The organism is Nocardiopsis changdeensis, from assembly GCF_018316655.1.
Taxonomy (GTDB): Bacteria; Actinomycetota; Actinomycetes; order Streptosporangiales; family Streptosporangiaceae; genus Nocardiopsis; species Nocardiopsis changdeensis.
On record NZ_CP074133.1, the window covers coordinates 4,605,937 to 4,628,109 of the forward strand.

General features: G+C 73.8%; 20 protein-coding genes. 3 read left to right on the forward strand and 17 right to left on the reverse strand.

The window, feature by feature from the left end:
- Positions 1 to 165: 165 nt before the first annotated feature.
- The 4 genes from KGD84_RS21030 to panD form a co-directional block, all read right to left on the reverse strand.
- Positions 166 to 1,296 (reverse strand): DUF4352 domain-containing protein, encoded by a 1,131-nt coding sequence (locus KGD84_RS21030; protein WP_338151182.1) that lies wholly within the window; start codon positions 1,294 to 1,296, stop codon positions 166 to 168.
- A 128-nt stretch (positions 1,297 to 1,424) separates the two neighbouring features.
- A complete protein-coding gene (locus KGD84_RS21035) occupies positions 1,425 to 2,693 on the reverse strand; it encodes an MFS transporter (RefSeq protein ID WP_220562104.1) in 1,269 nt (422 codons plus the stop codon).
- 93 nt (positions 2,694 to 2,786) lie between these two features.
- Positions 2,787 to 3,029: a hypothetical protein gene (locus tag KGD84_RS21040; protein WP_220562105.1), complete on the reverse strand. Its 243-nt coding sequence runs from the start codon at positions 3,027 to 3,029 to the stop codon at positions 2,787 to 2,789.
- Positions 3,030 to 3,210: 181 nt separating this feature from the next.
- Positions 3,211 to 3,618 carry an aspartate 1-decarboxylase gene (gene panD / locus KGD84_RS21045; RefSeq protein ID WP_220562106.1) on the reverse strand — a complete coding sequence of 136 codons (408 nt, stop codon included), beginning with the start codon at positions 3,616 to 3,618 and terminating at the stop codon, positions 3,211 to 3,213.
- A gap of 280 nt (positions 3,619 to 3,898) precedes the next feature.
- On the opposite strand from panD, the gene KGD84_RS21050 reads away from it, so the two are divergent.
- Positions 3,899 to 4,993: a LacI family DNA-binding transcriptional regulator gene (locus tag KGD84_RS21050; protein ID WP_370634551.1), complete on the forward strand. Its 1,095-nt coding sequence runs from the start codon at positions 3,899 to 3,901 to the stop codon at positions 4,991 to 4,993.
- On the opposite strand, the gene KGD84_RS21055 is transcribed toward KGD84_RS21050, so the two are convergent.
- The 7 genes from KGD84_RS21055 to KGD84_RS21085 all read right to left on the reverse strand — a co-directional run bounded on the left by KGD84_RS21055 (position 4,986) and on the right by KGD84_RS21085 (position 13,060).
- Positions 4,986 to 7,847, reverse strand: coding sequence for a DEAD/DEAH box helicase (locus tag KGD84_RS21055; RefSeq protein ID WP_220562108.1), 2,862 nt, complete (start codon positions 7,845 to 7,847; stop codon positions 4,986 to 4,988). The genes KGD84_RS21050 and KGD84_RS21055 overlap by 8 nt on opposite strands.
- Before the next feature lie 12 nt (positions 7,848 to 7,859).
- Complete coding sequence (locus tag KGD84_RS21060; RefSeq protein ID WP_220562109.1) at positions 7,860 to 8,759, reverse strand: diacylglycerol/lipid kinase family protein; 900 nt, start codon at positions 8,757 to 8,759, stop codon at positions 7,860 to 7,862.
- 88 nt (positions 8,760 to 8,847) lie between these two features.
- Positions 8,848 to 9,276, reverse strand: coding sequence for a DUF397 domain-containing protein (locus KGD84_RS21065; RefSeq protein ID WP_220562110.1), 429 nt, complete (start codon positions 9,274 to 9,276; stop codon positions 8,848 to 8,850).
- 108 nt (positions 9,277 to 9,384) lie between these two features.
- Complete coding sequence (gene tatC, locus KGD84_RS21070; protein ID WP_220565890.1) at positions 9,385 to 10,215, reverse strand: twin-arginine translocase subunit TatC; 831 nt, start codon at positions 10,213 to 10,215, stop codon at positions 9,385 to 9,387.
- Positions 10,216 to 10,377: 162 nt separating this feature from the next.
- Positions 10,378 to 10,695: a Sec-independent protein translocase subunit TatA gene (gene tatA / locus KGD84_RS21075; RefSeq protein WP_220562111.1), complete on the reverse strand. Its 318-nt coding sequence runs from the start codon at positions 10,693 to 10,695 to the stop codon at positions 10,378 to 10,380.
- Positions 10,696 to 10,761: 66 nt separating this feature from the next.
- A complete protein-coding gene (locus KGD84_RS21080; protein WP_220562112.1) occupies positions 10,762 to 10,941 on the reverse strand; it encodes a hypothetical protein in 180 nt (59 codons plus the stop codon).
- Between the two features lie 103 nt (positions 10,942 to 11,044).
- A complete protein-coding gene (locus tag KGD84_RS21085; protein ID WP_220562113.1) occupies positions 11,045 to 13,060 on the reverse strand; it encodes a helix-turn-helix transcriptional regulator in 2,016 nt (671 codons plus the stop codon).
- Between the two features lie 95 nt (positions 13,061 to 13,155).
- Between KGD84_RS21085 and KGD84_RS21090 the strand changes: the two genes are divergently transcribed.
- Complete coding sequence (locus tag KGD84_RS21090; protein ID WP_220562114.1) at positions 13,156 to 14,235, forward strand: DUF3866 family protein; 1,080 nt, start codon at positions 13,156 to 13,158, stop codon at positions 14,233 to 14,235.
- 3 nt (positions 14,236 to 14,238) lie between these two features.
- Here KGD84_RS21090 and KGD84_RS21095 read toward each other — a convergent pair whose 3' ends face one another.
- From KGD84_RS21095 to KGD84_RS21120, 6 genes are all read right to left on the reverse strand, one after another.
- Complete coding sequence (locus tag KGD84_RS21095; RefSeq protein WP_370634552.1) at positions 14,239 to 15,300, reverse strand: methionyl-tRNA formyltransferase; 1,062 nt, start codon at positions 15,298 to 15,300, stop codon at positions 14,239 to 14,241.
- Between the two features lie 143 nt (positions 15,301 to 15,443).
- Positions 15,444 to 16,559: an FKBP-type peptidyl-prolyl cis-trans isomerase gene (locus tag KGD84_RS21100; protein ID WP_220562115.1), complete on the reverse strand. Its 1,116-nt coding sequence runs from the start codon at positions 16,557 to 16,559 to the stop codon at positions 15,444 to 15,446.
- Between the two features lie 234 nt (positions 16,560 to 16,793).
- Positions 16,794 to 18,152, reverse strand: a complete 1,359-nt coding sequence (gene pafA, locus KGD84_RS21105; protein ID WP_220562116.1) for a Pup--protein ligase — start codon at positions 18,150 to 18,152, stop codon at positions 16,794 to 16,796.
- A 97-nt stretch (positions 18,153 to 18,249) separates the two neighbouring features.
- Positions 18,250 to 18,987 (reverse strand): proteasome subunit alpha, encoded by a 738-nt coding sequence (gene prcA, locus KGD84_RS21110; RefSeq protein WP_220562117.1) that lies wholly within the window; start codon positions 18,985 to 18,987, stop codon positions 18,250 to 18,252.
- 57 nt (positions 18,988 to 19,044) lie between these two features.
- A complete protein-coding gene (gene prcB, locus KGD84_RS21115) occupies positions 19,045 to 19,896 on the reverse strand; it encodes a proteasome subunit beta (protein ID WP_220562118.1) in 852 nt (283 codons plus the stop codon).
- A gap of 148 nt (positions 19,897 to 20,044) precedes the next feature.
- Positions 20,045 to 20,245 carry a ubiquitin-like protein Pup gene (locus tag KGD84_RS21120; RefSeq protein WP_220562119.1) on the reverse strand — a complete coding sequence of 67 codons (201 nt, stop codon included), beginning with the start codon at positions 20,243 to 20,245 and terminating at the stop codon, positions 20,045 to 20,047.
- Positions 20,246 to 20,595: 350 nt separating this feature from the next.
- On the opposite strand from KGD84_RS21120, the gene KGD84_RS21125 reads away from it, so the two are divergent.
- Positions 20,596 to 21,657 (forward strand): S1 family peptidase, encoded by a 1,062-nt coding sequence (locus KGD84_RS21125; RefSeq protein WP_220562120.1) that lies wholly within the window; start codon positions 20,596 to 20,598, stop codon positions 21,655 to 21,657.
- The last annotated feature ends 516 nt before the right edge of the window (positions 21,658 to 22,173 follow it).

Genomic DNA, 22,173 nt, shown 5'->3' on the forward strand with positions numbered 1-22,173 from the left:
TGCCGGCCAGCCTAGCAGCGGCGCGCCGGGAGGACCCGGCCGCGCGCCCGCGGGCCCGGGAGGGCCGGAGGCGGGCCGCCCGGGACGGGTCCGCGGAGCCCTCCGCGCGGGCGCCGCCGGCCGGGGCGCGCCGTGGCGGGACGCGGGACCGCGCCCCGCCCGGGGCTACAGGACCGGGGCCTCGATCGGCTCGCCGTAGAACGGCTCGAACACGACGCGGTCGGCCTCCACCAGCCCCTGGACGGTGATCACCCCGGACGTGCTCTGCCCCGGGACGAGGGTGCTCGCGTCCAGCTCGCGCTCGTCCATCCCGATCCCCTCGGAGGTGCTGTGCAGCGTCCCGGAGACGTCGATGACGCTGAAGTACAGCGGGTTGACGTCCAGCGGCTCCTGGCCGTCGTTGCGCACGGACACGTCGACGCTGGTGAAGTCGCCCGACGAGTACAGCGGCCCGGGCTCGAACTCGGTGCGCCCGGCCGTCACCTCCGCGCCGCTGGTACCCTCCTCCGACGGCGACCCGGAGTCCTCCGTCTCGGGCGCCCCCACACCGGGCGTCCCGCTCTGCGCCAGGACCAGGCCGATGGCGGTGCAGCCGCCGCCGACCAGCAGCAGGAGCAGCAGCACACCGCAGCCGATGCCGAGGATCTTGCCCCAGGGGGTCTGCTTCTCCTGCGGCGGGCCGTACGCCTGCTGCGCGCCGTGCCCGCCGTACCCTCCGGGCCCGTACGCGGCGCCGTACCCGGCCCCGTAGGGACCGGACGGCGGCCCCTGCTCCCCGTAGCCGGGGCCGGGCGCGGACTCCCCCCGGTACGGCGGCTCCGGGTAGCTGCCCGCGCCCGCCCCGGACACGTCCGCCTCCCCGTAGCCGGGGGCGTATCCGGCGTGCTCGTATCCGGCCTGGGCGGGACCGCTGGGTCCCTCCGACAGCTCTCCGCCCACCGGCTCGGGCGGCCCGCCCGTGGGGTGGTCGCCCGGCGGGTAGCCGCCGGGCGGCGGTGGCGGAGGCGGAGGGGACCCGGGGCCGGGGCCGGGCCCCTGGTCGCCCAGGGGCGGCGGCGTCCAGTTCGGCCCGGGCGGGGGCGGCAGGTGGCCGCCCTCCTCCGGCGGCCCCGGGTGCCCCCCGTGCGACCGGCCGGGGAAGACGTGCGGGGGCTCGCCGGGCGGCTGCGGGCCGCCCTCCATCGGGTCCTCGGGGTCCCCGGGGCGCCACTCCTCCGGAGGGTGGTGGTTCACCGGGTCGCCCGGCCTCTCCTGCGGTCGCTCCTGCGGCCCTTCCTCGGGATCCCGATCGGTCACGTGAGAACACCCCTCCAGTGGCGTCGGCCCACCGAGGGCGGTGGGCGCCCCAGACCTGCACGGTAACCGCGCCGGTCCGGGGGCCGAGGAAGAAGTCGGGGCGTTTCCGGTAAAGGTCCGGAAGTTTTTCAGCGCCCGGCGCGCGCCGCCCGCAGCGCCAGCACGAACACCGGGACGGTGAACAGGGCGGCGAACAGGTTGAGGCCGCCGAAGCCCGTCTGGGACAGGACCACGCCGGACAGGCCGCCCGCGGCGGCACCGCCCAGGTTCATCAGCAGGTCGCTGACCCCCTGGGCGCGGGGGCGCACGCCCACCTCCAGCGATCCGGCCAGCAGCGCCGTGCCCGACACCAGGCTGAGCGACCAGCCCAGCCCCAGCAGGAACAGGCCCGCGGTCACCCTGGCCTCGTCGTGCCCGGCGGTGCCCGAGACCGCCGTCGCCGCCAGCAGCACCGCCTGCCCGGCCAGCAGCACCGGGATCCGGCCCAGCCGGTCGCTGAGCCAGCCCACCAGCGGGGAGAAGGCGTACATGCCCGCGATGTGCAGGGAGATGGTCAGGCCGATCACGGTCAGGGCGGCGCCGTGGTGGGACATGTGGACGGGGGTCATGGTCATGACCGCGACCATCACCGTGTGGGCGCAGACGATGCCGACCACGGCCAGCAGCGCGCCCGGGGAGGCCGCGACGATCCTCATGACCTCACCCACCGGCAGCCGGCCCGGGGCCTTCGCCGCGGGGTCGGCCGAGGCGGCCGCGCGGGCGGCGGTGAGCAGCGGGTCGGGGCGCAGCAGCGCGAAGGTGAGCAGGGCGCCCAGGACGAACCCGGTGGTGGTGAACACCACCGGGCCCAGCAGATCGGGCAGGCCGAGCACGGCGGCGACCCGGGCACCGGGGGCGGTGAGGTTGGGGCCCAGTACCGAGCCGACGGTGGTCGCCCACACCACGACGGACAGGTCGCGTCCGCGGCTGCGGTCCGAGGCCAGGTCGACGGCGGCGTGCCGGGCCTGGAGGTTGGTGGCGGTCCCGGCCCCGACCAGGACCATGCCCAGCAGGAACAGCGGGAACAGCTCGGCGACCGCGGCGGCGATGACGACGAGGCCGCCGACCGCTCCCATCGCCCAGCCCAGCCCCAGCCCGGGGCGGCGGCCGCGGCGGGCCGCCAGCGAGGCCAGCGGCAGCGCGAACACGGCGGCGCCCAGGGTGATCATGGTGGTGGCCATGCCCGACCAGGTGTCGGAGCCGGTGAGGTCCAGGGCGATGAGCGCGCCCACGGCGATCATCGCCCCCATGCCGACGCCGCCGACCACCTGGGTGAGCATCAGCGCCGCGACGGTGCGGCGCTGGAGGCGAAGGCGCGTCTCCTCCGGCAGGGCGCCGGGAACGATATGCGTGGACACGCGACCTACTTCCGATTCGTCCGATCAACGGGGGAATCGTAACGCCGCGTTCATATCGTCCGCCATGTCATATGGCCCACCGTTCCGGACCCCTCAGCGGCGGCGGTGGCGCCAGCCCAGGTAGTCGTGTTCGCGCTCGACCTCGCGCATCGCGGAGTAGAGGTCGCCCGGGTCGACCGCGCTGACCACCACCCCCTGCGCCGGGATCACCGGCCAGCAGGCGAACGCCCAATAACGGCGGGTGTGGACGCCCCAGAACACGACCCAGGCACCCTGCTTCTGCCACTGGATGTGCTCGGCGATCCGACGCTGCTCGGCGTCCCGCGTGTCGTCCATTCCGCCCCGGGATGTACCCGGCGCCGGGCCCGCCGACCAGTCCGGAACCGGCCATACGTCAGGGGTTTTCGGCCCTTTTCGGACACGTCGGGACACACGTCGGCGCCACCCCCCGCGCCCCTCCCCCGGGGCCCGCGGCACCCCGGCCGGCGCCCGGCCCGCGGGCGCCGGCGGGGGGCGTTCAGCGGCCGGGGACGAGCTCCGGGTCGCCGGGGACCGGCTCGGCCGGGTCGGCGCCCAGGGCGACCACCCGGTTGTCCCGGTCCACGTGCACGATGTGGGGCACGTGCCCGGCGCGCTCGGCCTCGGTCAGCTGCGCGTAGGAGATGATGATGACCAGGTCGCCGGGGCTGACCAGGCGGGCGGCCGCGCCGTTGATCCCGATGACGCCGGTGCCGCGCTCGCCGGTGATCGCGTAGGTGACGAGCCGGGCGCCGTTGTCGATGTCGACGATGTGGACCTGCTCGCCGTCGACGATGTCGGCGGCGTCCATCAGGTCGGCGTCGATGGTCACCGAGCCGACGTAGTGCAGGTCGGCCTGGGTGACGGTGGCGCGGTGGATCTTGCCGTTGATGAGGGTGCGCAGCACTGCTCGGTCCTCGTTTCAGGTGTCTTGCGGACTACAGGCTCCTCGCGGAGTCCCGTGCCCCTCCATGATGGACTCCGCCGTGACCGCTTTCGACCACGGGGTGCCCATCGCGCCCAACACCCCTTTCGGGACGGATGTTCCGCCCCCGCCGCCCCGCTCCCCGGACGGGCGCGGACGCCGGCGCGGGACGACGGTGAACAGGCGATGGTGAACAATGGGACCGCCCCGGGCTCCGTCCGGGACCCGGGGCGGTCCTGTCGTCGAAGAGAAGAAGATGCGGGTGTCGGTGAACCACAGCGGCGGCCCCGGGGCCGCCTCCGAACCGGTGCGCAGGGCCACCATGCGCGACGTCGCCGCCCTGTCCGGGGTGAGCATCAAGACCGTCTCGCGTGTCATCAACGGCGTGCCCTCGGTCTCCGAGGAACTGCGCGACCGCGTCACCCGCGCCATCGCCCGGCTGGACTTCCAGCCCAACCTGGCGGCCAGCAGCCTGCGCCGCACCGACGGGGCCACCCGCCAGATCGCCCTGCTGCTGGAGGACGTCGCCAACCCGTTCTCGGCCACGCTGAGCCGGGCCGTGGAGGACGCGGCCCGCGAACACGGGACGCTGGTCCTGGCGGGCAGCCTGGACGAGGACCCGCAGCGCGAGAGGGAGCTGGTGCGGGCGGCCACCCTGCACCGGGTGGACGGCATCCTGCTGGTCCCGGCCGGCCCGGACCACGGCTACCTGCACCGGGAGATCCGCAACGGGACGCCGGTGGTGTTCGCCGACCGCCCCCCGCGCGGCCTGGCCGCCGACGCGGTGCTGTCCGCCAACGCCGAGGGGGCGCGGCGGGCCGTGCTGCACCTGGCCGACCACGGGCACACCGAGATCGCGTTCCTGGGCGACGGGCACCGGATCAGCACCGCGGTCGAGCGGCTGGCCGGGTACCGGGCGGCACTGGCCGAGCGCGGCCTGCCCGAACGGCCCGGCCGCGCGGTGTGGGACCTGTCCGACCCGCGGAGCGCCGCGGAGGCGGTGGCGGCGATGCTGGACTCCGACGACCCGCCCACGGCCCTGTTCACCGCCCAGAACCTGGTGACGATCGGCGCCATCCGAACCCTCCAGGCCCGCGGCCTGCACGGCGAGGTGGCGGTGGTGGGGTTCGACGACTTCCCCATGGCCGACCTGCTGATGCCCCGGGTGACGGTGGTCGCCCAGGACGTGGCGGGCATCGGGGCGCTCGCGGTGCGCCGCCTGTTCGAGCGCATCGCGGGCGACACCTCCCCGCCCCGAGAGGAGCGTGTGCCCACCGCCCTGGTCGTCCGCGGCTCCGGCGAGATCCCCCCGGCCGCCGGGCGGTGGAGCGGGGCCGGGGGGAGCGCTCCTAGGTGAGCGAGGAGTAGGCGACCACCCCGCGGCGGACCAGGTCGGAGGCCTTGCGGGCGGTGGAGCGCACGCTCTGGTCGCCGGTGGCCCCGGCGATCTGGCCGAGCATGTCCACCAGCATCTTGGCGGTGCGTACGAAGTCGCCCGCGGTCATGTCGGACTGGCGCAGGATCGCGTCCAGCCGGTCGCCGCGCGCCCACCGGTGGGCCGTCCACACGAACCCCAGGTCGGGGCGGCGCAGGAAGCTCACCCGGTGGCGGGCCTCCACCTCGTTCAGCTCGCCCCACAGGCGCACCATCTCGGCCAGGGTGTCGTCCACCCGGCCGCCGGGCAGGCGCGGGTACGCCTCGTCGTTGCGGCGCGCCTCGTACACCAGGGACGCCGCGCAGGCGGCCAGCTCCACCGGGGAGAGGTCCTTCCACAGCCCCCGGCGCAGGCACTCGGCGACCAGCAGGTCCAGCTCCGAGTACACCTTGGCCAGGCGCGACCCGTCGTCGGAGACGTCGTCGCCGTCCAGGTACCCCAGGTCCTCCAGCACCCCGCACACGCGGTCGAAGGTGCGGGCGATGACGTGGGAGCGGCCCTCCACCCGGCGGCGCAGGGACTCGGTCTCGCGCTGGAGCCGGTGGTAGCGCTCCGCCCAGCGGGCGTGGTCCTCGCGCTCGGCGCAGCCGTGGCAGGGGTGCTCGCGCAGCGCGGCGCGCAGCCGGAGCACCTCGGAGTCCTCCCCCGCGTTGCGCGGGCCCCGCTCGTAGACGGGGTCGGTGCCCTGCTCCTTGAGCTTGTTGCGCAGGGTGGAGGCCAGGTCCTGGCGCGACCGCGGCGACTTGGCCGAGAACGACTTGGGGATGCGCATCCGCCCCGACGCGTGCACCGGGACCGGGAAGTCCGCCGCGTTGATCCGCTTGACCTGCTTGTCCACGGTGAGCACCAGCGGCGCGGGCAGGTCGTGGCGCAGCCCCGGGTCCAGCACGACGGCGTGCCCGGTGTGGCGGCCCGCGGGGATGCGGATGATGTCGCCGGGGCGGAGCCGCTCCAGGCTCTCCAGCGCCTCCTCCCGCCGCCGCGCCGACCGGTTCTTGGACAGCATCGCCTCGCGGTCGCTCAGCTCCCGCCGCAGCCGGGCGTACTCCATGAAGTCGCCCAGGTGGCACTCCGCGGACGCGGCGTACCCCTCCAGCGCCTCCTCGTGCTTGCGCAGCTGCTTGACCAGGCCCACCACCGCCCGGTCGGCCTGGAACTGGGCGAAGGACTCCTCCAGCATCGTGCGGCTGCGCCGCCGCCCCACCTGGCCGACGAGGTTGACGGCCATGTTGTAGGAGGGCTGGAAGCTGGAGTTGAGCGGGTAGGTGCGGGTGCCCGCCAGCCCGGCGATGGTCTCGGGGTCGCTGCCCGCCTGCCAGACGACGACCGCGTGCCCCTCCACGTCGATGCCGCGCCGCCCGGCGCGCCCGGTGAGCTGCGTGTACTCGCCGGGGGTGAGCTGGACGTGGGCCTCGCCGTTCCACTTGTCGATCTTCTCGATGACCACGGTGCGGGCGGGCATGTTGATGCCCAGCGCCAGGGTCTCGGTGGCGAACACGGCGCGGATGAGTCCACGCGAGAACAGGTGCTCGACGATCTCCTTGAACGTCGGCAGCATCCCCGCGTGGTGGGCGGCGATCCCGCACTCCAGGGCGCGCAGCCACTGGTCGAACCCCAGGACCGCCAGGTCGGCGCCGGGGATGTCGGCGCAGCGGGTCTCCGCGTACTCGCGGATGACCTCGGCCTCCTCGGGGGTGGTCAGGACCAGCCCCGCGGACAGGCACTGGCGGACGGCGTCGTCGCACCCGGCCCGGCTGAAGATGAACGTGATGGCCGGCAGCAGCCCGAGGTCGTCGAGCTCCTCGACGATCGCCGGGCGCGAGGGCGGCGCGAACCGGCTGCGCGGGCGCACGGTCCCGCGCGAGCGCGCCTGCGGGTGCCGCCTGCGGTGGGCCAGCTGGGTCAGCCGGGAGTCCTCCTCGGCGATGCGCGACAGCCGCGGGTTGATCCGCAGCGTCTGCCCGCCCACGCGGATCTCGCGGGGCTGCCAGCCGCGCTCGCGCCTGCGCTTCTTGCCGCCCTTGCGGTTCCTGCCGCGGTCCCGGTCGCCGGCCTCGGAGTCCTCGCCGTCCCCGCCGGTCCCCTCCTCCGCCTCCAGGTCCACGAACAGGTCGTGGATGCGGTCGCCCACCATGACGTGCTGCCACAGCGGGACGGGGCGCTTCTCGTCCACGATGACCGTGGTGTCGCCGCGCACCTGCTGCAGCCACTCGCCGAACTCCTCGGCGTTGGACACGGTGGCGGAGAGGGCGACCATGCGCACCGACTCGGGCAGGTGGATGATCACCTCCTCCCAGACCGCGCCGCGGAACCGGTCGGCGAGGTAGTGGACCTCGTCCATCACCACGTACGCCAGGCCGCCGAGGGTGGCCGAGCCCTCGTAGAGCATGTTGCGCAGCACCTCGGTGGTCATCACGACCACCGGGGCGTCGCCGTTGACGCTGTTGTCACCGGTCAGCAGCCCGACCCGGTCGGCGCCGTAGCGCGCGACCAGGTCGTTGAACTTCTGGTTGGACAGCGCCTTGATGGGCGTGGTGTAGAAGCACTTGGTGCCCTCGGCCAGGGCCTGGTGGACGGCGAACTCGCCGACCACCGTCTTGCCCGAGCCGGTGGGCGCGGCCACCAGCACCCCGTGGCCGTTCTCCAGGGCCTTGCAGGCCCGGACCTGGAACGGGTCGAACTCGAACCCGTACAGCCCCTGGAACGCCTCGATGGCGGGGCTGGAGGCGCCCTGGCGCCGACGGAAGGCGGCGTACCGCTCAGCGTGACTACTCATATGGCCTCCAGCCTATGAGGTCAGCTCCAACATCTCGACCGACTTCGGCACCACCTCGCACACCAGGGGCGCCCCGCCCAGGCGTTCCCCGTCGGCGTAGACCGGCACGCCCTCGGCGCGGATGGTGACGGTGCGCCCGCGTTCGGAGACGATCTCGGGCCGGTCGAGGTGGCCGCCGGTGAAGACCAGGGGGAACAGCAGCAGGAACCGGGCCAGCGGCGTCTCGCGGCCGAAGACCACGTCGATGAGGCCGTCGTCGGGCTCGGCGGCGGCGCACACCTTCATACCCCCGCCGTAGGAGGTGGTGTTGCCCACGGCGACGAGCATGCCGGGCTCGTCGATGACCCGGCCGTCCACGTCGATCTCGTAGCGGACGGGCTTGAAGGAGCCGAGTTCGGCGACGACGCCCGCGAGGTACCCGGCCCGGCCGATCCTGAACCGGAACCCGTTGACGCGCTCGTTGACGCGGGCGTCGAACCCGCACGCCAGCACGCTGAGGAAGTGGCGGCGGGTCCCGTCGGCCAGCTCGACCCGCACGCAGTCCACCGAGCGGGTGCGCCCGCGCAGGATGGCGGCGGCCACGTCGCGGACCGACCCGCGCGGGCGGCCGAAGGCGCGGGCGATGTCGTTGCCGGTGCCGGCGGGCACCACGGCCAGGGGCACCCCGGTGCCGACCACGCCCTGGAGGGCCTGGTGGACCAGCCCGTCGCCGCCCACGGCGACCAGGGCGTGCGGTGCGTCGGCGGCGGCGAGGCGGGCCAGGCGGCGGCTGTCGGCGGCCGAACCGCCGCTGTAGACGTGGACGCGCGCCCCGGCCTCCCGCAGCGCCTCCTTGAGGCGGACCGCGGTGACGGCGGCGCGGCGCCGTCCCGACTTGGGGTTGACCAGCAGGGCGATGTGAGGGGACTGCATGGGGGTCCTTCGCTACCCGGGGGCGGGGAGGGTGTACGGACGGCGCGGGGACGCCGCACACCCTCGCGCCCGGGTGTGCGCGGACCGCTCAGGGGGCGTCGGTCCCCCGCGCGGCCGCGTCGGCCTCCTCGCGCTGACGGCGATGGTACTCCTCCATCGCCTTGGGGCTGTTCAGCGGGGAGGGGACCCATCCGACCTCGACGTCCACCTCGCCGCGCTGGATCCTGGCCTCCTCCTCGGTGAGGTACTCCTCGGGGATGTCGAACTCGCCGTCGCGGGCCCCCAGGACGAACGCCTCCCACTCCGCGGGGGTGAAGAACAGGGTGCCCTTCCCGGGCGACTTGCCGTCGCGCACCGCGCGGAAGCCGTCGTCGAAGGTGGCGACCTCCACGATCGCCTCCGAGTCGGGGTTGGAGAGGGAGGAGCGCATCCACACCGCGTCGGTGGTGTCGTGCCACTTCTCGTTGCCCATGGCCTCGGGCGGGAGCTCCCGCCCGGTCTGTGTCTGCTCGCTCATCGGATGTCCTCTTCACACTGCCGGGGACGCCGTCCGGGGAGGGGGAAAGGGGTCGGCGCCGGGGGCCCGACGGCCCCCGACGCCGACCCTAGCGCGTACGGGAGGTGCTCAGGAGCGCTTGCCCGCTTCCTCCTCCAGGTCCGGATCGTCCAGGGAGGAGGGGGTGTCGTCCAGTTCGGAGATCTCGTCGTCGGACAGGTCGCCGTAGGGGTCGTGGCGCTTCTTGCGGCGGTCGTTGAAGAACGCGAAGAGCTCGGCGGCCTCGAACAGGACCACCAGCGGTACCGCCAGGGCCAGCATCGAGATGGGCTCGGCGGGGGTGACCACGGCGGCCAGGACGAACGAGCCGAAAATGATGACCCGGCGCCACTTGGCGATGGCGGCGTGCGGCAGGACGCCGATGATGTTGAGCAGGGCGACCAGCAGCGGCAGCACGAAGCCCAGGCCGAACATGGTCATCATGATGAGCATGTAGCTCAGGTACTCGCCGATGGTCAGGAAGGGCTCGGCGTCGTCGGGCAGGAAGCTGAACAGCACCGTCAGCGCGTAGGCCGTGACGTAGTAGGCCAGCGCGGCACCCGCGACGAACAGCACCGCGGCCAGCGGGGCGAAGATGTAGGCGTAGCGCTTCTCCCGGGTGTGCAGCGCGGGGGCGACGAAGGCCCACACCTGGTACAGCCAGAAGGGAGCCGAGACGATCGCGCCGACGAACAGCCACACCTTGAACGCGACGAAGAACGCGTCGAAGGGGCCGGTGACGATGAGGGAGCAGCCGTCCTGCGCGGCGACCTTCGACTCCGGCAGCGAGCAGTAGGGGGCTTTGAGGAACTCCCACACGTAGTCGTAGGCGAAGTAGCCGACCACGCATCCCAGCGCGAGCGCGATCACCGCCTTCACCACGCGGCCGCGCAGTTCGCGCAGGTGCTCCATGAGCGGCATCCGGGCATCCGGGTTGGCCGCCCGGCGTCGGGCCCTCATCCTGTGGTCACTCTTCTCTCCCTCGGGGCCGCGCACCCGTGGTGCGGCCGCCTGCCCGGGCACGGCGCGCCCCTGGGCGCCGCGCCCGCCGCCACGGCCCACCGGGACCGCGCGAGCCTGCCGTTACTGCTGGTTGTTGTAGGGCTGGGGCTCGCCGGCCTCGTTGACGATGCGCTGGCCGGGCGGCAGCTGCGGGTAGGAGGTCTGCGGCTGCTGCGGCTGCGCCTGGGGCGCGGCCTGCTGCTGCGGCTGCTGGGCCTGCGGCTGCTGCTGGGCCTGCTGGTTCTGGTCGTCCTCGTTCTCCACCAGGCCCTTGCTCTCGGCCTTGAGGATGCGGGCGCTGCGGCCCAGGGAGCGGGCCAGGTCCGGGAGCTTCTTGGCTCCGAACAGCAGCAGTGCGATGACCAGGAGGATCAGGATCTCACGTGCCCCGATACCCATCCTTCTCACTTCCTTTCGCGGCGCGACCAGGCGCCTTCGATGGTACGCGCACCGGACACGGGGTCGTCACCCGTCCCCGCCACGGCGGAGGGGGAGCGCCTGCGCCCCCTCGGTCCGGTGCTCGCCCGACGCCCGCGCCACCTGTCGGGCCAGCGCGTCCGCCGCCCGGCGCACACGCAGCGCGAGGACGCCGATGAGGACGCCTCCCACCGCAAACGCGCCGAACAGGACAGTCAGGACGATCACGCTTGTACCTTATCCCTTCCACCCCGACCTACACCCTGCCCCCGGATGAACAACCGAGGCTCACTCGTGCGACGAATCGGTCTCGGCCGACCGTCCGCGGGTTTCAGGGCGCCCGGTAGAGCTCCAGCGTCCGGCGCGCCTCGGCCCGCGCCTGCTCGGCCAGCGCCGGCGGCGCCGTGATCCGCCCCCGCGGGCCGAGCCGCAGGGCCAGCCGCACCACCCAGGCGGGCGCGGGGGTGCGCAGCGAGGCGCGGACCCCGCCCCCCGGCAGCTCCGCCGTCGACTCGCACACGTAGTCCTCGGTGACCCACCGGGCCGAGGACTCCAGGTCCAGGGTGACCAGCGCGTCGCGGTCGGAGAGCTGGAGCAGCCCGCCGGACAGGTCGCGGCGGCCCACCCCCTCGGGCACCTCGGCCGGGTAGGGCAGCACGGTGAGGGCCAGCACCCGGTCCAGGCGGAACAGGCGCACGTCCTCGCGCAGCCGGCAGTACCCCTCCAGGAAGGTGTGGCCGTCCTGGACGACCAGGCCCATGGGGTCCACGTCGCGCTCGGTGACCTGGTCCAGGTACCCGGACAGGTAGCGCAGGTGCAGGCGCTGGCCCGACTCCAGGGCCTCGGCGCAGCGCCGCCGCGTCTGCTCGACCTGCTCGTCGTCGGAGTCCTCCAGGCGGACCTGCACCGAGTCGGCCAGGGAGCCCAGGGCGGTGCCCGCGGCGGTGCGCAGCTTCTCCGAGACCCGCTTGAGGGCGCCCGACTCCAGGCCCTCGGCCTCGGGCAGCGCCTCCAGCAGCGACAGGCCCACGACCAGGCTGGCCGCCTCGTCGGCGGTCAGCCGCAGCGGCTGGGCCAGCGTGTCGGCGTTGCCGATGATGATCTCGCCGGTCTCCCTGGCCGCGTCCAGGTCCACGTCGATGAGGTCGCCGGGGGTGTACCCGGGCAGGCCGCACATCCACAGCAGGCTCAGGTCGGCGACCACCTGCTTCTCGGTGAGGCCGAAGTGCTCCGCCACCTCCGGCACCCGCACGTCGCGGCCCAGGGCGTAGGGCACGAGCATCAGCAGGCGGCGCAGCTGGTCGGCCGAGCGCGGCCCGCGCGCCGGGCCGCCGCCGGGGGCCGCCTCGGCGGCCGGGGCCGGGTCGGGGTCGGGGACCCCGGCGTCGGCCGTCGCCGACAGGTGCTCGACCACGGCGGCACGGGCCTCGGCGGGTTCGACGATGACGGCGTTGGCGCCGTAGGAGGCCACGTGCTCGACCAGGTCGGGGACGTCGGTGTAGGGGACGGTGAGGACGTCCCAGCCGCCGTCGGCGCCCTCGCGCCCGCCCGGGACCACGCGCAGCGCCCCGCGGCGCAGGGCGTGGGCGGTGTCGGCGCGCACGCGCACGGTGGCGGTCGCCTCCGGCTCGGCCCGGTGCCCGGCCGCCACCGACCGCAGGTCGACGCCCTCGGGCACGACCACGTCGGGGCCGCCGCGCAGGACCTCCACCTCGCCGCGGATGCGGCCCAGGCGGAACACGCGGCGGGCGTCGCGCAGCCGGTCGTGGCCCACCACGTACCAGTGTCCGCGCAGGTTGACGATGCCCCAGGGCTCGACCTCGCGCCGCTCGGGCTCGGACTGGCCGGGTTTGCGGTAGTCGAAGGCGATCGGCCGCCGGTCGCGCACCGCCTGCCAGACCGGCCCGAACGCGGGCTCGTCGGTGCGCATGGCGGGGGTCAGCCCCGGGGCGGCCTCGGTGTCCACCGGCACCCCGGCCGAGCGCAGCTTGAACAGGGCGTTGGCCGCGGCCTCGCCCAGGGAGGCGTGCCGCCAGGCGCGGGCGGCCAGGCCCAGCACCACGGCCTCGTCGGGCAGCAGCTCGATCTCGGGCAGCTCGTAGTCGGCCCGGGAGATGCGGTAGCCCTCCTCGCCGCTGATCGCGTCGCCGGTGCCCACCTGGATGGGGATGCCGCTGTCGCGCAGCTCCCGCTTGTCCCGCTCGAACATGCGCTTGAACGCCTGCTCGCTGTCGGCCTCGGCGTAGCCGTACACCGTACGGCGGATCTCCTGGGCCGTCAGGTGGCGGCGCGTGGACAACAGGCAGATGACCAGGTTCAACTGCCGTTCCGTCTTCCTGCGCGACATCGCCTGCACCCTCTTCTCGCCCGCGTGTGGAATGCCGTCGGCCCCGGGGCGCGTCGTCCCCGTACCGACTCAGCAACGAAGGTACCGTGCCTTGCATGATCCGGTGGCGCCGTGGTGAAGTCCGTGAACTCCTCCCGTCCTGGCCCGGGGTGCGGGTGTGCCTGGCCGCCGTCGAGGACGGCGCGGGCGGGGAGGCGCAGTGCCGGGCGATCGCCTACACCGGTCTGGTGGGCGACCCCCGCCCCGGCGACACCGTGCTGCTCAACACCGGGGCCCTGGACCTGGGGCTGGGCACCGGCGGGTACGCGATGGTGGTGGCCCTGCCCGACCGGCTGCCGCCCGACCGGGAGGGGCCCGGGCACCTGGTCAAGGCGCGGTACACCCCGCTCCAGGCATTGGTGGAGGGCGCCGACGAGCAGGACTCCCCGCACCACGCGACGCTGCGCGACGCGGCCGGGCTGGCGGGCATGCCCGTGGTGGTCGCCGACCTGCACTCGTCGCTGCCCGCGGTGCTGGCCGGGGTGCTGCACGAGCGGCCCGGGGCGCGGGTGGTCAACGTCATGACCGACGGCGGTGCGCTGCCCGCCGCGTTCTCCCGGACCCTCGGGGTGCTGCGCGAGGAGGGGCTGCTGGCGGGGTGCGTGACCACCGGGCAGGCGTTCGGCGGCGACCTGGAGGCGGTGACGGTCCACTCCGGGCTGCTGGCCGCCCGGCACGTGCTGGGCGCGGACGCGGCGGTGGTCTGCCAGGGCCCGGGCAACCTGGGAACCGGGACCCCCTGGGGGTTCTCGGGGGTGTCCTGCGGCGAGGCGGTCAACGCGGCGGCGGTGCTGGACGGGCACCCGGTGGCGGCGCTGCGGGTCAGCGAGGCCGACCCCCGCCCCCGGCACCGGGGGGTGTCCCACCACAGCCTGACGGCCTACGGGCGGGTGGCGCTGGCCCGCGCCGACGTGGTGGTGCCGCTGCTGCCGGGGGTGTTCGGGGAACGGGTGCGCGCCCAGGCGGCGCCGCTGGGCGCCCGGCACACGCTGGTGGACGTGGGTGTGGAGGGCCTGGAGGAGGCGCTGCTGGCGCTGCCGGTGAAGCCCTCCACCATGGGCCGGGGCCTGGAGGAGGACCGGGCGGCGTTCCTGAGCGCGGCCGCCGCCGGCCGCCACTGCGCCGCCCTCATCTGACCCTCAGCGGACGGCCCTCGCCCCCGGCACCTCCTTCACGGGGCCGTCGGGGCCGGGCGCCTGGCCGGGCACCGGGACCGGCCGGGCCGGGGTGAGCGAGTGCGGCGAGGGCTCGTCGAAGAACGCCCCGGGCCGGAACATGGCCAGTGACGTCGGGTCGGCGCGGACCCCCTCGTCCACGCGGATCGCCGCGGGCACGAACACCGCCCCGTCCCCGCAGGTCACACCCCACACGCGGCCCGGTCCCGCCGACACCACCTCGCCCGGGGCGCCGCCCCGGACCCCCTCGTCCAGCATCCCCGGGCACAGGGTGATGCGGCTGCCGCCGAACATCGCGAAGGCGCCCGGGTAGGGGTCGGCCAGGGCCCGCACCAGGCGGTCCACGTCGCGGCCCGAGGCGGTGAAGTCGATGCGCCCGTCGCTGGGCCTGCGGCGCGGCCACACCGACGCGTGCCCGCGCTGGGGCCGCCGTGGCGCGGTGCCCGCCAGCAGGTCGTCGATGCGGGCCGCGAGCATCTCGGCCTGGCGGCGGGCCACCCGGTCGTACAGGCCGGTGGCGGTGATGTCGGGCTCGACGTCGAACCACGCCTGGTCGATGATGTCGCCGGTGTCGCCGCCCCCGTCCAGGTGCAGCAGGGTGACGGCGCTGGCCCGCATGTCGCGCAGGATCGTCCACGGGATGGGGGCGCGGCCCCGGCCGACCGGCAGCGGAGCCGGGTGCAGGCCGACCCCGCCCCGCGGCAGGGCCGCCAGCAGGCGTTCGGGCACGGGGCTGGACCACCCGGCGACGACCAGCAGGGCGACGCCGCGGACGGCGAGCGCGTCGCGGACCTCGTCCGAGCCCAGGTCGGAGGCGCGCAGGTGCTCCAGGTCGTGGCGTCGGGTGACCGCCTCGTAGTCGACGTAGCCGGAGCGGTGGGCGAGTTCGGCGGGGTAGGAGACCACCAGGGACGGCGGGCGTCCCTGGGCGCACAGTTCCTCCAGGGCGGGGACCCCCAGGCTCAGCCCCGACACGTAGCAGTAGCGCAGCCGGTCCTCCACGGACTCCCCCTCCGCTCGGTCCACCTTGGCACGACTCTACGCAGCACAGCGGCGGAGCCGCCGGAGGCCGCCGTCGCTCTGCGTGTCCGGTGCGGCCCGCGGGGAAAGCGCGGGGGCCTCCCGGCGGTCGCCGGGAGGCCCCTGTGCTCGCGGGATGCGGGGGTGCGCTACTCGGTCGCCTCGCCCTCGGGGGACTCCTCGTCCGCGGGGGCCTCCTCACCGCCGTCCTCGGCTCCCTCGGAGGCGCCCTCCTCGGGCTCGGCCGGCGGCGGGTTGTCGAAGGCGCCCAGGACGTCCACCACGAAGACGAGGGTGCCCGCCGGGGCGCCCATCGCCTCCTCCTCTGTCTCGCCGTAGGCCATGTCGCCGGGCACGACCAGGAGCAGGCGGCTGCCGGTCTTCTGGCCGACGATGCCCTCGTCCCAGCCCTTGATCACCGAGCCCGCGCCGATGGTGGTGTCGAAGGGGGCGCCGCCGCGGGTCCAGGTGGAGTCGAACACGGGGTGGTCGCCGTTCTCGTCGGCCTCCCAGCGCACACCGGTGTACTGGACGATGACCTGCTGGCCCTCCTCGACCTCGTCGCCCGTCCCCTCGATCAGCGGGACGACCTCCAGCTCCTCGGGCGCGTCGCCCTCGGGGATCTCGATCGTGGGCTCGCTGTGGCCCTCCTGGGTCACGGTGGGCAGGCCGTCGCCGCCGTCGGTGGTCTGCTCGCCGGGCACCACCGAGCCCATGCCGAAGCGGTCCAGGATGTCGACGACCAGGACGCTGGCGCCCACCTGGGGCGGCTGGCCCATGGACTCGGCCTGGGCCTGCTCCTCCTCGGTCAGCGGCGGGAAGACGTACACCGCGCGGCTGCCGACGGCCTGGTTGACCAGGACCGAGCTGATCTGCTCGGGCATGTCGGTCATACGGATGAGGTCCGGGGCCCCGGTCTCGTAGCTGGACTGGCCCTCGACCGGCTCGCCCTCGCCGGGGCCCGTCCACTGGAACTGGGCGACGTTGGCGATGACGAGGTCGTCGGCGCGGACCAGCTCCTCCTCGCTGGGGCCCTCGTCCACGACACCGGAGAGCTCCTCCTCGGGGGGCTCGATGTCGGGGAAGGCGACCTCGGGCGCCTCGCCGACGTCACCGGTGACGGTGGGCAGCCGGGAGTCGAGCTGGTCACCGTCCATCCGCATGAAGGCGGGAGTGCGCCACTCCTCGGGGATGTTTCCGCAGCTTGAGACCGTCAAAGCGATGACGGTCAGGGGCACCGCGAGGGCGGCGGCACGTCGGTGCATGGGTCACTACCTCTGTTTTCCGGCTCGGGACAGGGTCACACTACCGAAAAGCGCGACCTCCACCACCTCCCCCCGAGGCGGAACATCGGTAACAAAAGGTCACCGCGGCCCTGCGCGGCGCCCCTTTCGAAAGCGCCGGGAGGCGTTCCGGCCCCACTGCGGGGCGGTCCCGACGGCGGGCACGGCACGGCCCCGGCGGCGGGGGAACGCCGCCGGGGCCGCTGGTGCCGCCGGTCACATCCCGGCGATGAGCTTCTCCACCCGCTCGTCCACCGACTTGAAGGGGTCCTTGCACAGCACGGTGCGCTGCGCCTGGTCGTTGAGCTTGAGGTGCACCCAGTCGACGGTGAAGTCGCGGCGCTGCTCCTGGGCGCGGCGGATGAACTCGCCGCGCAGCCGGGCCCGCGTGGTCTGCGGGGGCACCGACTTGGCCTCGAAGATCTTCAGGTCGCCGACCACCCGCTCCATCTGGCCGCGGTTCTGCATCAGGTAGAACAGGCCGCGGTCGCGGTGGATGTCGTGGTAGGTCAGGTCGAGCTGGGCGATCCGGGGCGAGGACAGGGACAGGTCGTGCTTGGCGCGGTAGCGCTCCAGCAGCATGTACTTGGCGACCCAGTCGATCTCCCGGGAGACCGACTCCAGGTTCTGGGTCTCGACCGCCTCCAGGGTGCGCTGCCACAGCTCCAGGACCCGCTTGCCGGTCGCGTCGGTGCCGTGCCGGTCGACGTAGCTCTGCACCTTCTCCAGGTACTCGCGCTGGATCTCCAGCGCGCCCGCCTCGCGCCCGTTGGCCAGGCGCACCTTGCGGCGGCCGGTCATGTCGTGGCTGACCTCGCGGATCGCCCGGATCGGGTTCTCCAGGGTGTAGTCGCGCATGACCACGCCCGCCTCGATCATCCGCAGCACCAGGTCGGTGGAGCCCAGCTTGAGCAGGGTGGTGGTCTCGCTCATGTTGGAGTCGCCGACGATGACGTGCAGGCGGCGGAAGCGCTCGGCGTCCGCGTGCGGCTCGTCGCGGGTGTTGATGATCGGCCGGGACCTGGTGGTGGCGGAGGAGACGCCCTCCCAGATGTGCTCGGCACGCTGGCTGACGCAGTACAGGGCGCCGCGCGGGGTCTGCAGGACCTTTCCGGCCCCGCAGATGATCTGCCGGGTGACCAGGAAGGGGATGAGCACGTCGGCCAGCCGCCCGAACTCCCCGTGCCGGCCCACGAGGTAGTTCTCGTGGCAGCCGTAGGAGTTGCCGGCGGAGTCGGTGTTGTTCTTGAACAGGTAGATGTCCCCGGCGATGCCCTCCTCGTGCAGGCGCTGCTCGGCGTCGACCTGCAGCCCCTCCAGGATGCGCTCGCCGGCCTTGTCGTGCGCCACCAGGTCCACGAGGCTGTCGCACTCGGGGGTGGCGTACTCGGGGTGGCTGCCCACGTCCAGGTAGAGGCGGGCGCCGTTGCGGAGGAACACGTTGCTGCTGCGCCCCCAGGAGACCACCCTCCGGAAGAGGTAGCGGGCGACCTCGTCCGGCGACAGCCGGCGCTGTCCCCGGAAGGTGCACGTGACCCCGTACTCGTTCTCCAGCCCGAAGATCCGTCGTTCCACGCGGCCTCACCAACTTCCCGTCACCGTCGGCCCGGGACGACGGGGCCGCGTCGTCCGCCGGCCGGTGCGGCGCCCGCGGGGCGCCGCACCGCTTCTGCTATGCGTCGTCCTCGGTGGTGGTACCGCCGGGGGCGGCCCCGCCGCGCCCCTCCTGGAGGAGGGAGACCAGGCGCTGCCCCTGGATGCGGCGGAACTTGCGGTGCTCCCTGGAGCGCTCCAGGACGGCGACCTCCAGGTTGGCCGCCTCCAGCTCGCGCTCCTCGCCGTTCTCCCTGGCCAGGGCGTGGGTGGCGGCGTTGAGCGCGGCAGCGAGGGAGGCGGTCGCGGAGAACCGGTCCTTGAGCGCCTGGGAGACGTGGTCGGAGGACCCGCCCACCGCGACGAACCCCTGCTCGTCGACGATGGAGCCGTCGAAGGTGATGCGGTAGATCTCGTCGCCGTCGGCGGTGTCGCCGACCTCGGCGACGACGATCTCCACCTCCCAGGGCTTGAGGCTCTCGCTGAACACCGTGCCCAGGGTCTGGGCGTAGATGTTGGCGAGCTGGCGCCCGCTGACGTCGCGGCGGTCGTACTGGTACCCGCGCACGTCCGCGAAGCGCACGCCCATCAGGCGCAGGTTCTCGAACTCGGGGTAGCGGCCGACCGCCGCGAAGGCGATGCGGTCGTAGAGCTCGCTGATCTTGTGGAGTGTGCGGGAGACGTTGTCCGCCACCAGCAGGATGCCGCCCTCGTACTGCAGGACGACGGCGCTGCGGCCGCGCGCGATGCCCTTGCGCGCGTAGTCCGCCTTGTCCTTCATCTGCTGTTCGGGGGCGACGTAGAACGGCATCGACACCGCGGATCGTTTCCTTACCTAGAAGTCCAATGGGGCGGGTGGGGCCGGGCCGGCGGCTCAGGCCAGGGGGGCGGTGGGGCCGTCCGGGTGGACGGCGCGCCCCTCGACCACCTCGGTCGCCAGGCGGGCGACGTCCTCGGCGGGCAGGCGGCGGTGGCCGTCCGCGGTGATCACGTCGACCAGGGGGAAGATCCTGCGGTGCAGGTCGGGGCCTCCGGTGGCGGAGTCGTCGTCGGCCGCGTCGTAGAGGGATTCCAGGGCGGCCTTGACGGCGTCCGTCTCCGTGAGGTCATCGCGGTAGAGCTTCTTGATGGAGCCCTTGGCGAAGACCGACCCGGAGCCGATGGAGTAGTAGCGCTGCTCCTCGTAGCGGCCGCCGGTCGCGTCGTAGCTGAAGACGCGGCCGCGGCCCTCGTTCTCGTCGAAGCCGACGAAGAGGGGGACCACGACGAAGCCCTGCATGGCCAGGCCGAGGTGGCCGCGGACCATCTGCGCGAGCTTGTTCGCTTTGCCCTCGAGGGAGAGCGAGCGGCCCTCCATCTTCTCGTAGTGCTCCAGTTCCACCTGGTAGAGACGGGCCAATTCGATACCGAAGCCGGCGGAGCCCGCAATGGCCACCGCGGAGAACTCGTCCGTTCGATAAACTTTTTCCATGTCGCGGTTGGCGATCACGTTGCCCTGGGTGGCGCGCCGGTCGCCCGCGATCAGAACGCCCCCGGGGAAGGTCAGCGCGACGATCGTCGTCGCGTCGGGGGCGAGGTGCTCGGCGGCGGCCCCCTGCGCCTGTGCCGACAGTCCGTGGCCGGGCATCAGTTCAGGCCTGACCTCCCGGAGAAACTCGGTGAAGGACGAGGTCCCCGCACTCATGAAAGCGGCGGGCAACCCCTTGCCCTCGAACCCTTCGAACACGCGACTCCCTCCACTCGCGCCCCGCCCCGACGCGGGCGGGACGCCTCGTCCTCAGTCTTCTCGGATCAGACCCTAGCCGGGTCCGCGGCGGCGCCGACGGCATCGCCGGTGCGCTGTCAGCGAACCGCCGCGGGGCCGGGCCGCCGGGCTACTGTCCGCCCTTCTGCACGAACTGCCGGACGAAGTCCTCGGCGTTGCTCTCCAGCACGTCGTCGATCTCGTCGAGGATGTCGTCGACGTCCTCGTCCAGCTGGTCCTTGCGCTCCTGAACGTCGGCGGAGGCCTCGACCTCTTCTACCTCTTCGTCGCGGCGCGACGCGTGCTTCTGACCGCCGGTGTCCTTCGCCATACCTGCTACCTCCCGTTCGGGGCTCTCGCCCTTATCTTGGCCCAACACCGGGCACCTCAACCCACTTCCCGGAGCCCGATACCGGCTGGTTACCTCGAACCACGGGGCGTACGCGCGGCCGGAATCCGCACCGGCGGCCCCCGCTCCCGGGCGCGTCGCGCCGTGACCGGCCCTGCGGCGGCGCCCGTCAGGCCGGGGGCGCGGGCGCGCGAGGGCTCGGCCGGACCGGGCGCTGCGGGCCGGTGCTCGGATGATCCCAGGTGGTGACCGAACGGAAAAGCGGGAATACCCGGGGTCACGGGCCCACGGGGCCCGCTCCCCCCGCCCCTTCCCACAAGGAAGTCACCCCCATGAAGCACTCCCCCGCTCTGGCCGCGCTGGGCCTGGCCGCCGCGATGCTCGCGTCGGCCGGCCCCGCGGCGGCCGACACCGTCGAGGACGCGCTGGTCCGGGACCTGGGCCTGACCGCCGAGCAGGCGCACGGGCTGCCGCGGGCGCAGGCCCGGGCCGCGGAGATCGACGCCGCGGCCGCGGACCTGGACGCCTACGCCGGGTCGGTGTTCGACGTCCGGACGCGCGTGCTGACGGTCCACGTCACCGACGGGTCCGCCGTGGCCGCCGTCGAGGCGCTGGGCGCCGCGGCCGAGGTCGTCGACGGCGACCCGGACGAGGCCGTCCGCGCGCTGAACGCCGCCGAGCCCCCCGAGGGCGTCGTCGGCTGGTACCCCGAGGCCGGCGCCGTCGTGGTGGAGGTCCTCCCCGGCTCCGGGGTGTCCGCCGCCGACCTGGGCGTGCCGGACGACGCGGTGCGCCTGGTCGAGGCCGCCCGGCCGTCGACCTACGGGCGGATCATCGGCGGCCACCGTTTCACCGCCTACGGCGGCAGCTGCACCATCGGCTTCTCGGCGCGCGGCGACGGCGTCGAGGGCTTCCTGACCGCCGGCCACTGCGGCCGCCCCGGGGACGTCCTCCAGGGCCCCGACGGTCCCGTCGGCGTGTTCCGGCACTCGGTCTTCCCCGGTTCCGACGGCGCGTTCGTGCAGGTCTCCCCGCCCTGGGTGGTGACCAACCTGGTCGAGCGCTACAGCACCGCATACCTGGAGGTGGCGGGCTCCACGCCCGCCCCCGTGGGGTCGGCGCTGTGCATGTCCTCGCCGTCCTACGGCTGGCAGTGCGGCACCCTCCAGGCCCGCAACCAGACCGTGAGCTACCCCCAGGGGACCGTGCGCGGCCTGTTCCGGACGAACCTGTGCGCGGGCCCCGGGGACTCGGGCGCGCCCATCGTGGCCGGGGCCCAGGCCCAGGGGATCGTCTCGGGCGGCTCCGGTTCGCCCGGGGGCGGGTGCACCACGTTCGGCCAGGAGGTGAACCCCCTGCTGGCGATGTGGGGGCTGACCCTGGTGACCTCGTGACGGCCCCCTTCCGGGAGTAGGCCCTCCGCGACGGGGCCGGGCCGCGGCCCGGCCCCTCCTCGTTCCGGCCCCCTCGCCCCGGCGCGCCCCCGGCCGATCCGGGACCGGTCGCGCCTCCGCGGGCGGCGGCACCGTGACCTCGGTTGTTACCGCCGTGTAGCCACGCGGTCACGAAGGGGACGGGGTCCCGTGACCGGATCCGGCCAGGGAACCCCCCTTGCGGCACCCGGCTTTACGCGCAGGGTAACCGGACGACTGCGGAAAAATACAGGTCGTTCAACATTCGACTACCAACAGCCACCGCGGGACCCCGTCTCATCGGATGATCCCCTTGCCACTTGGGCGCTTTCCGGAGAAAGCGGGTCTTTCCCTCGCCAAAGTGTCCACTTATGGTTTGGAATCGTTTACCGAGCGTCTCGGTGAGCTTCGCGGAGTGGACCAATCCCACTCCGCGGAAGGGCCGCCCGTCCCCACCGGAACGGGAGCCCATTCCCCCGTCAATCCCCCTGGAGAGTA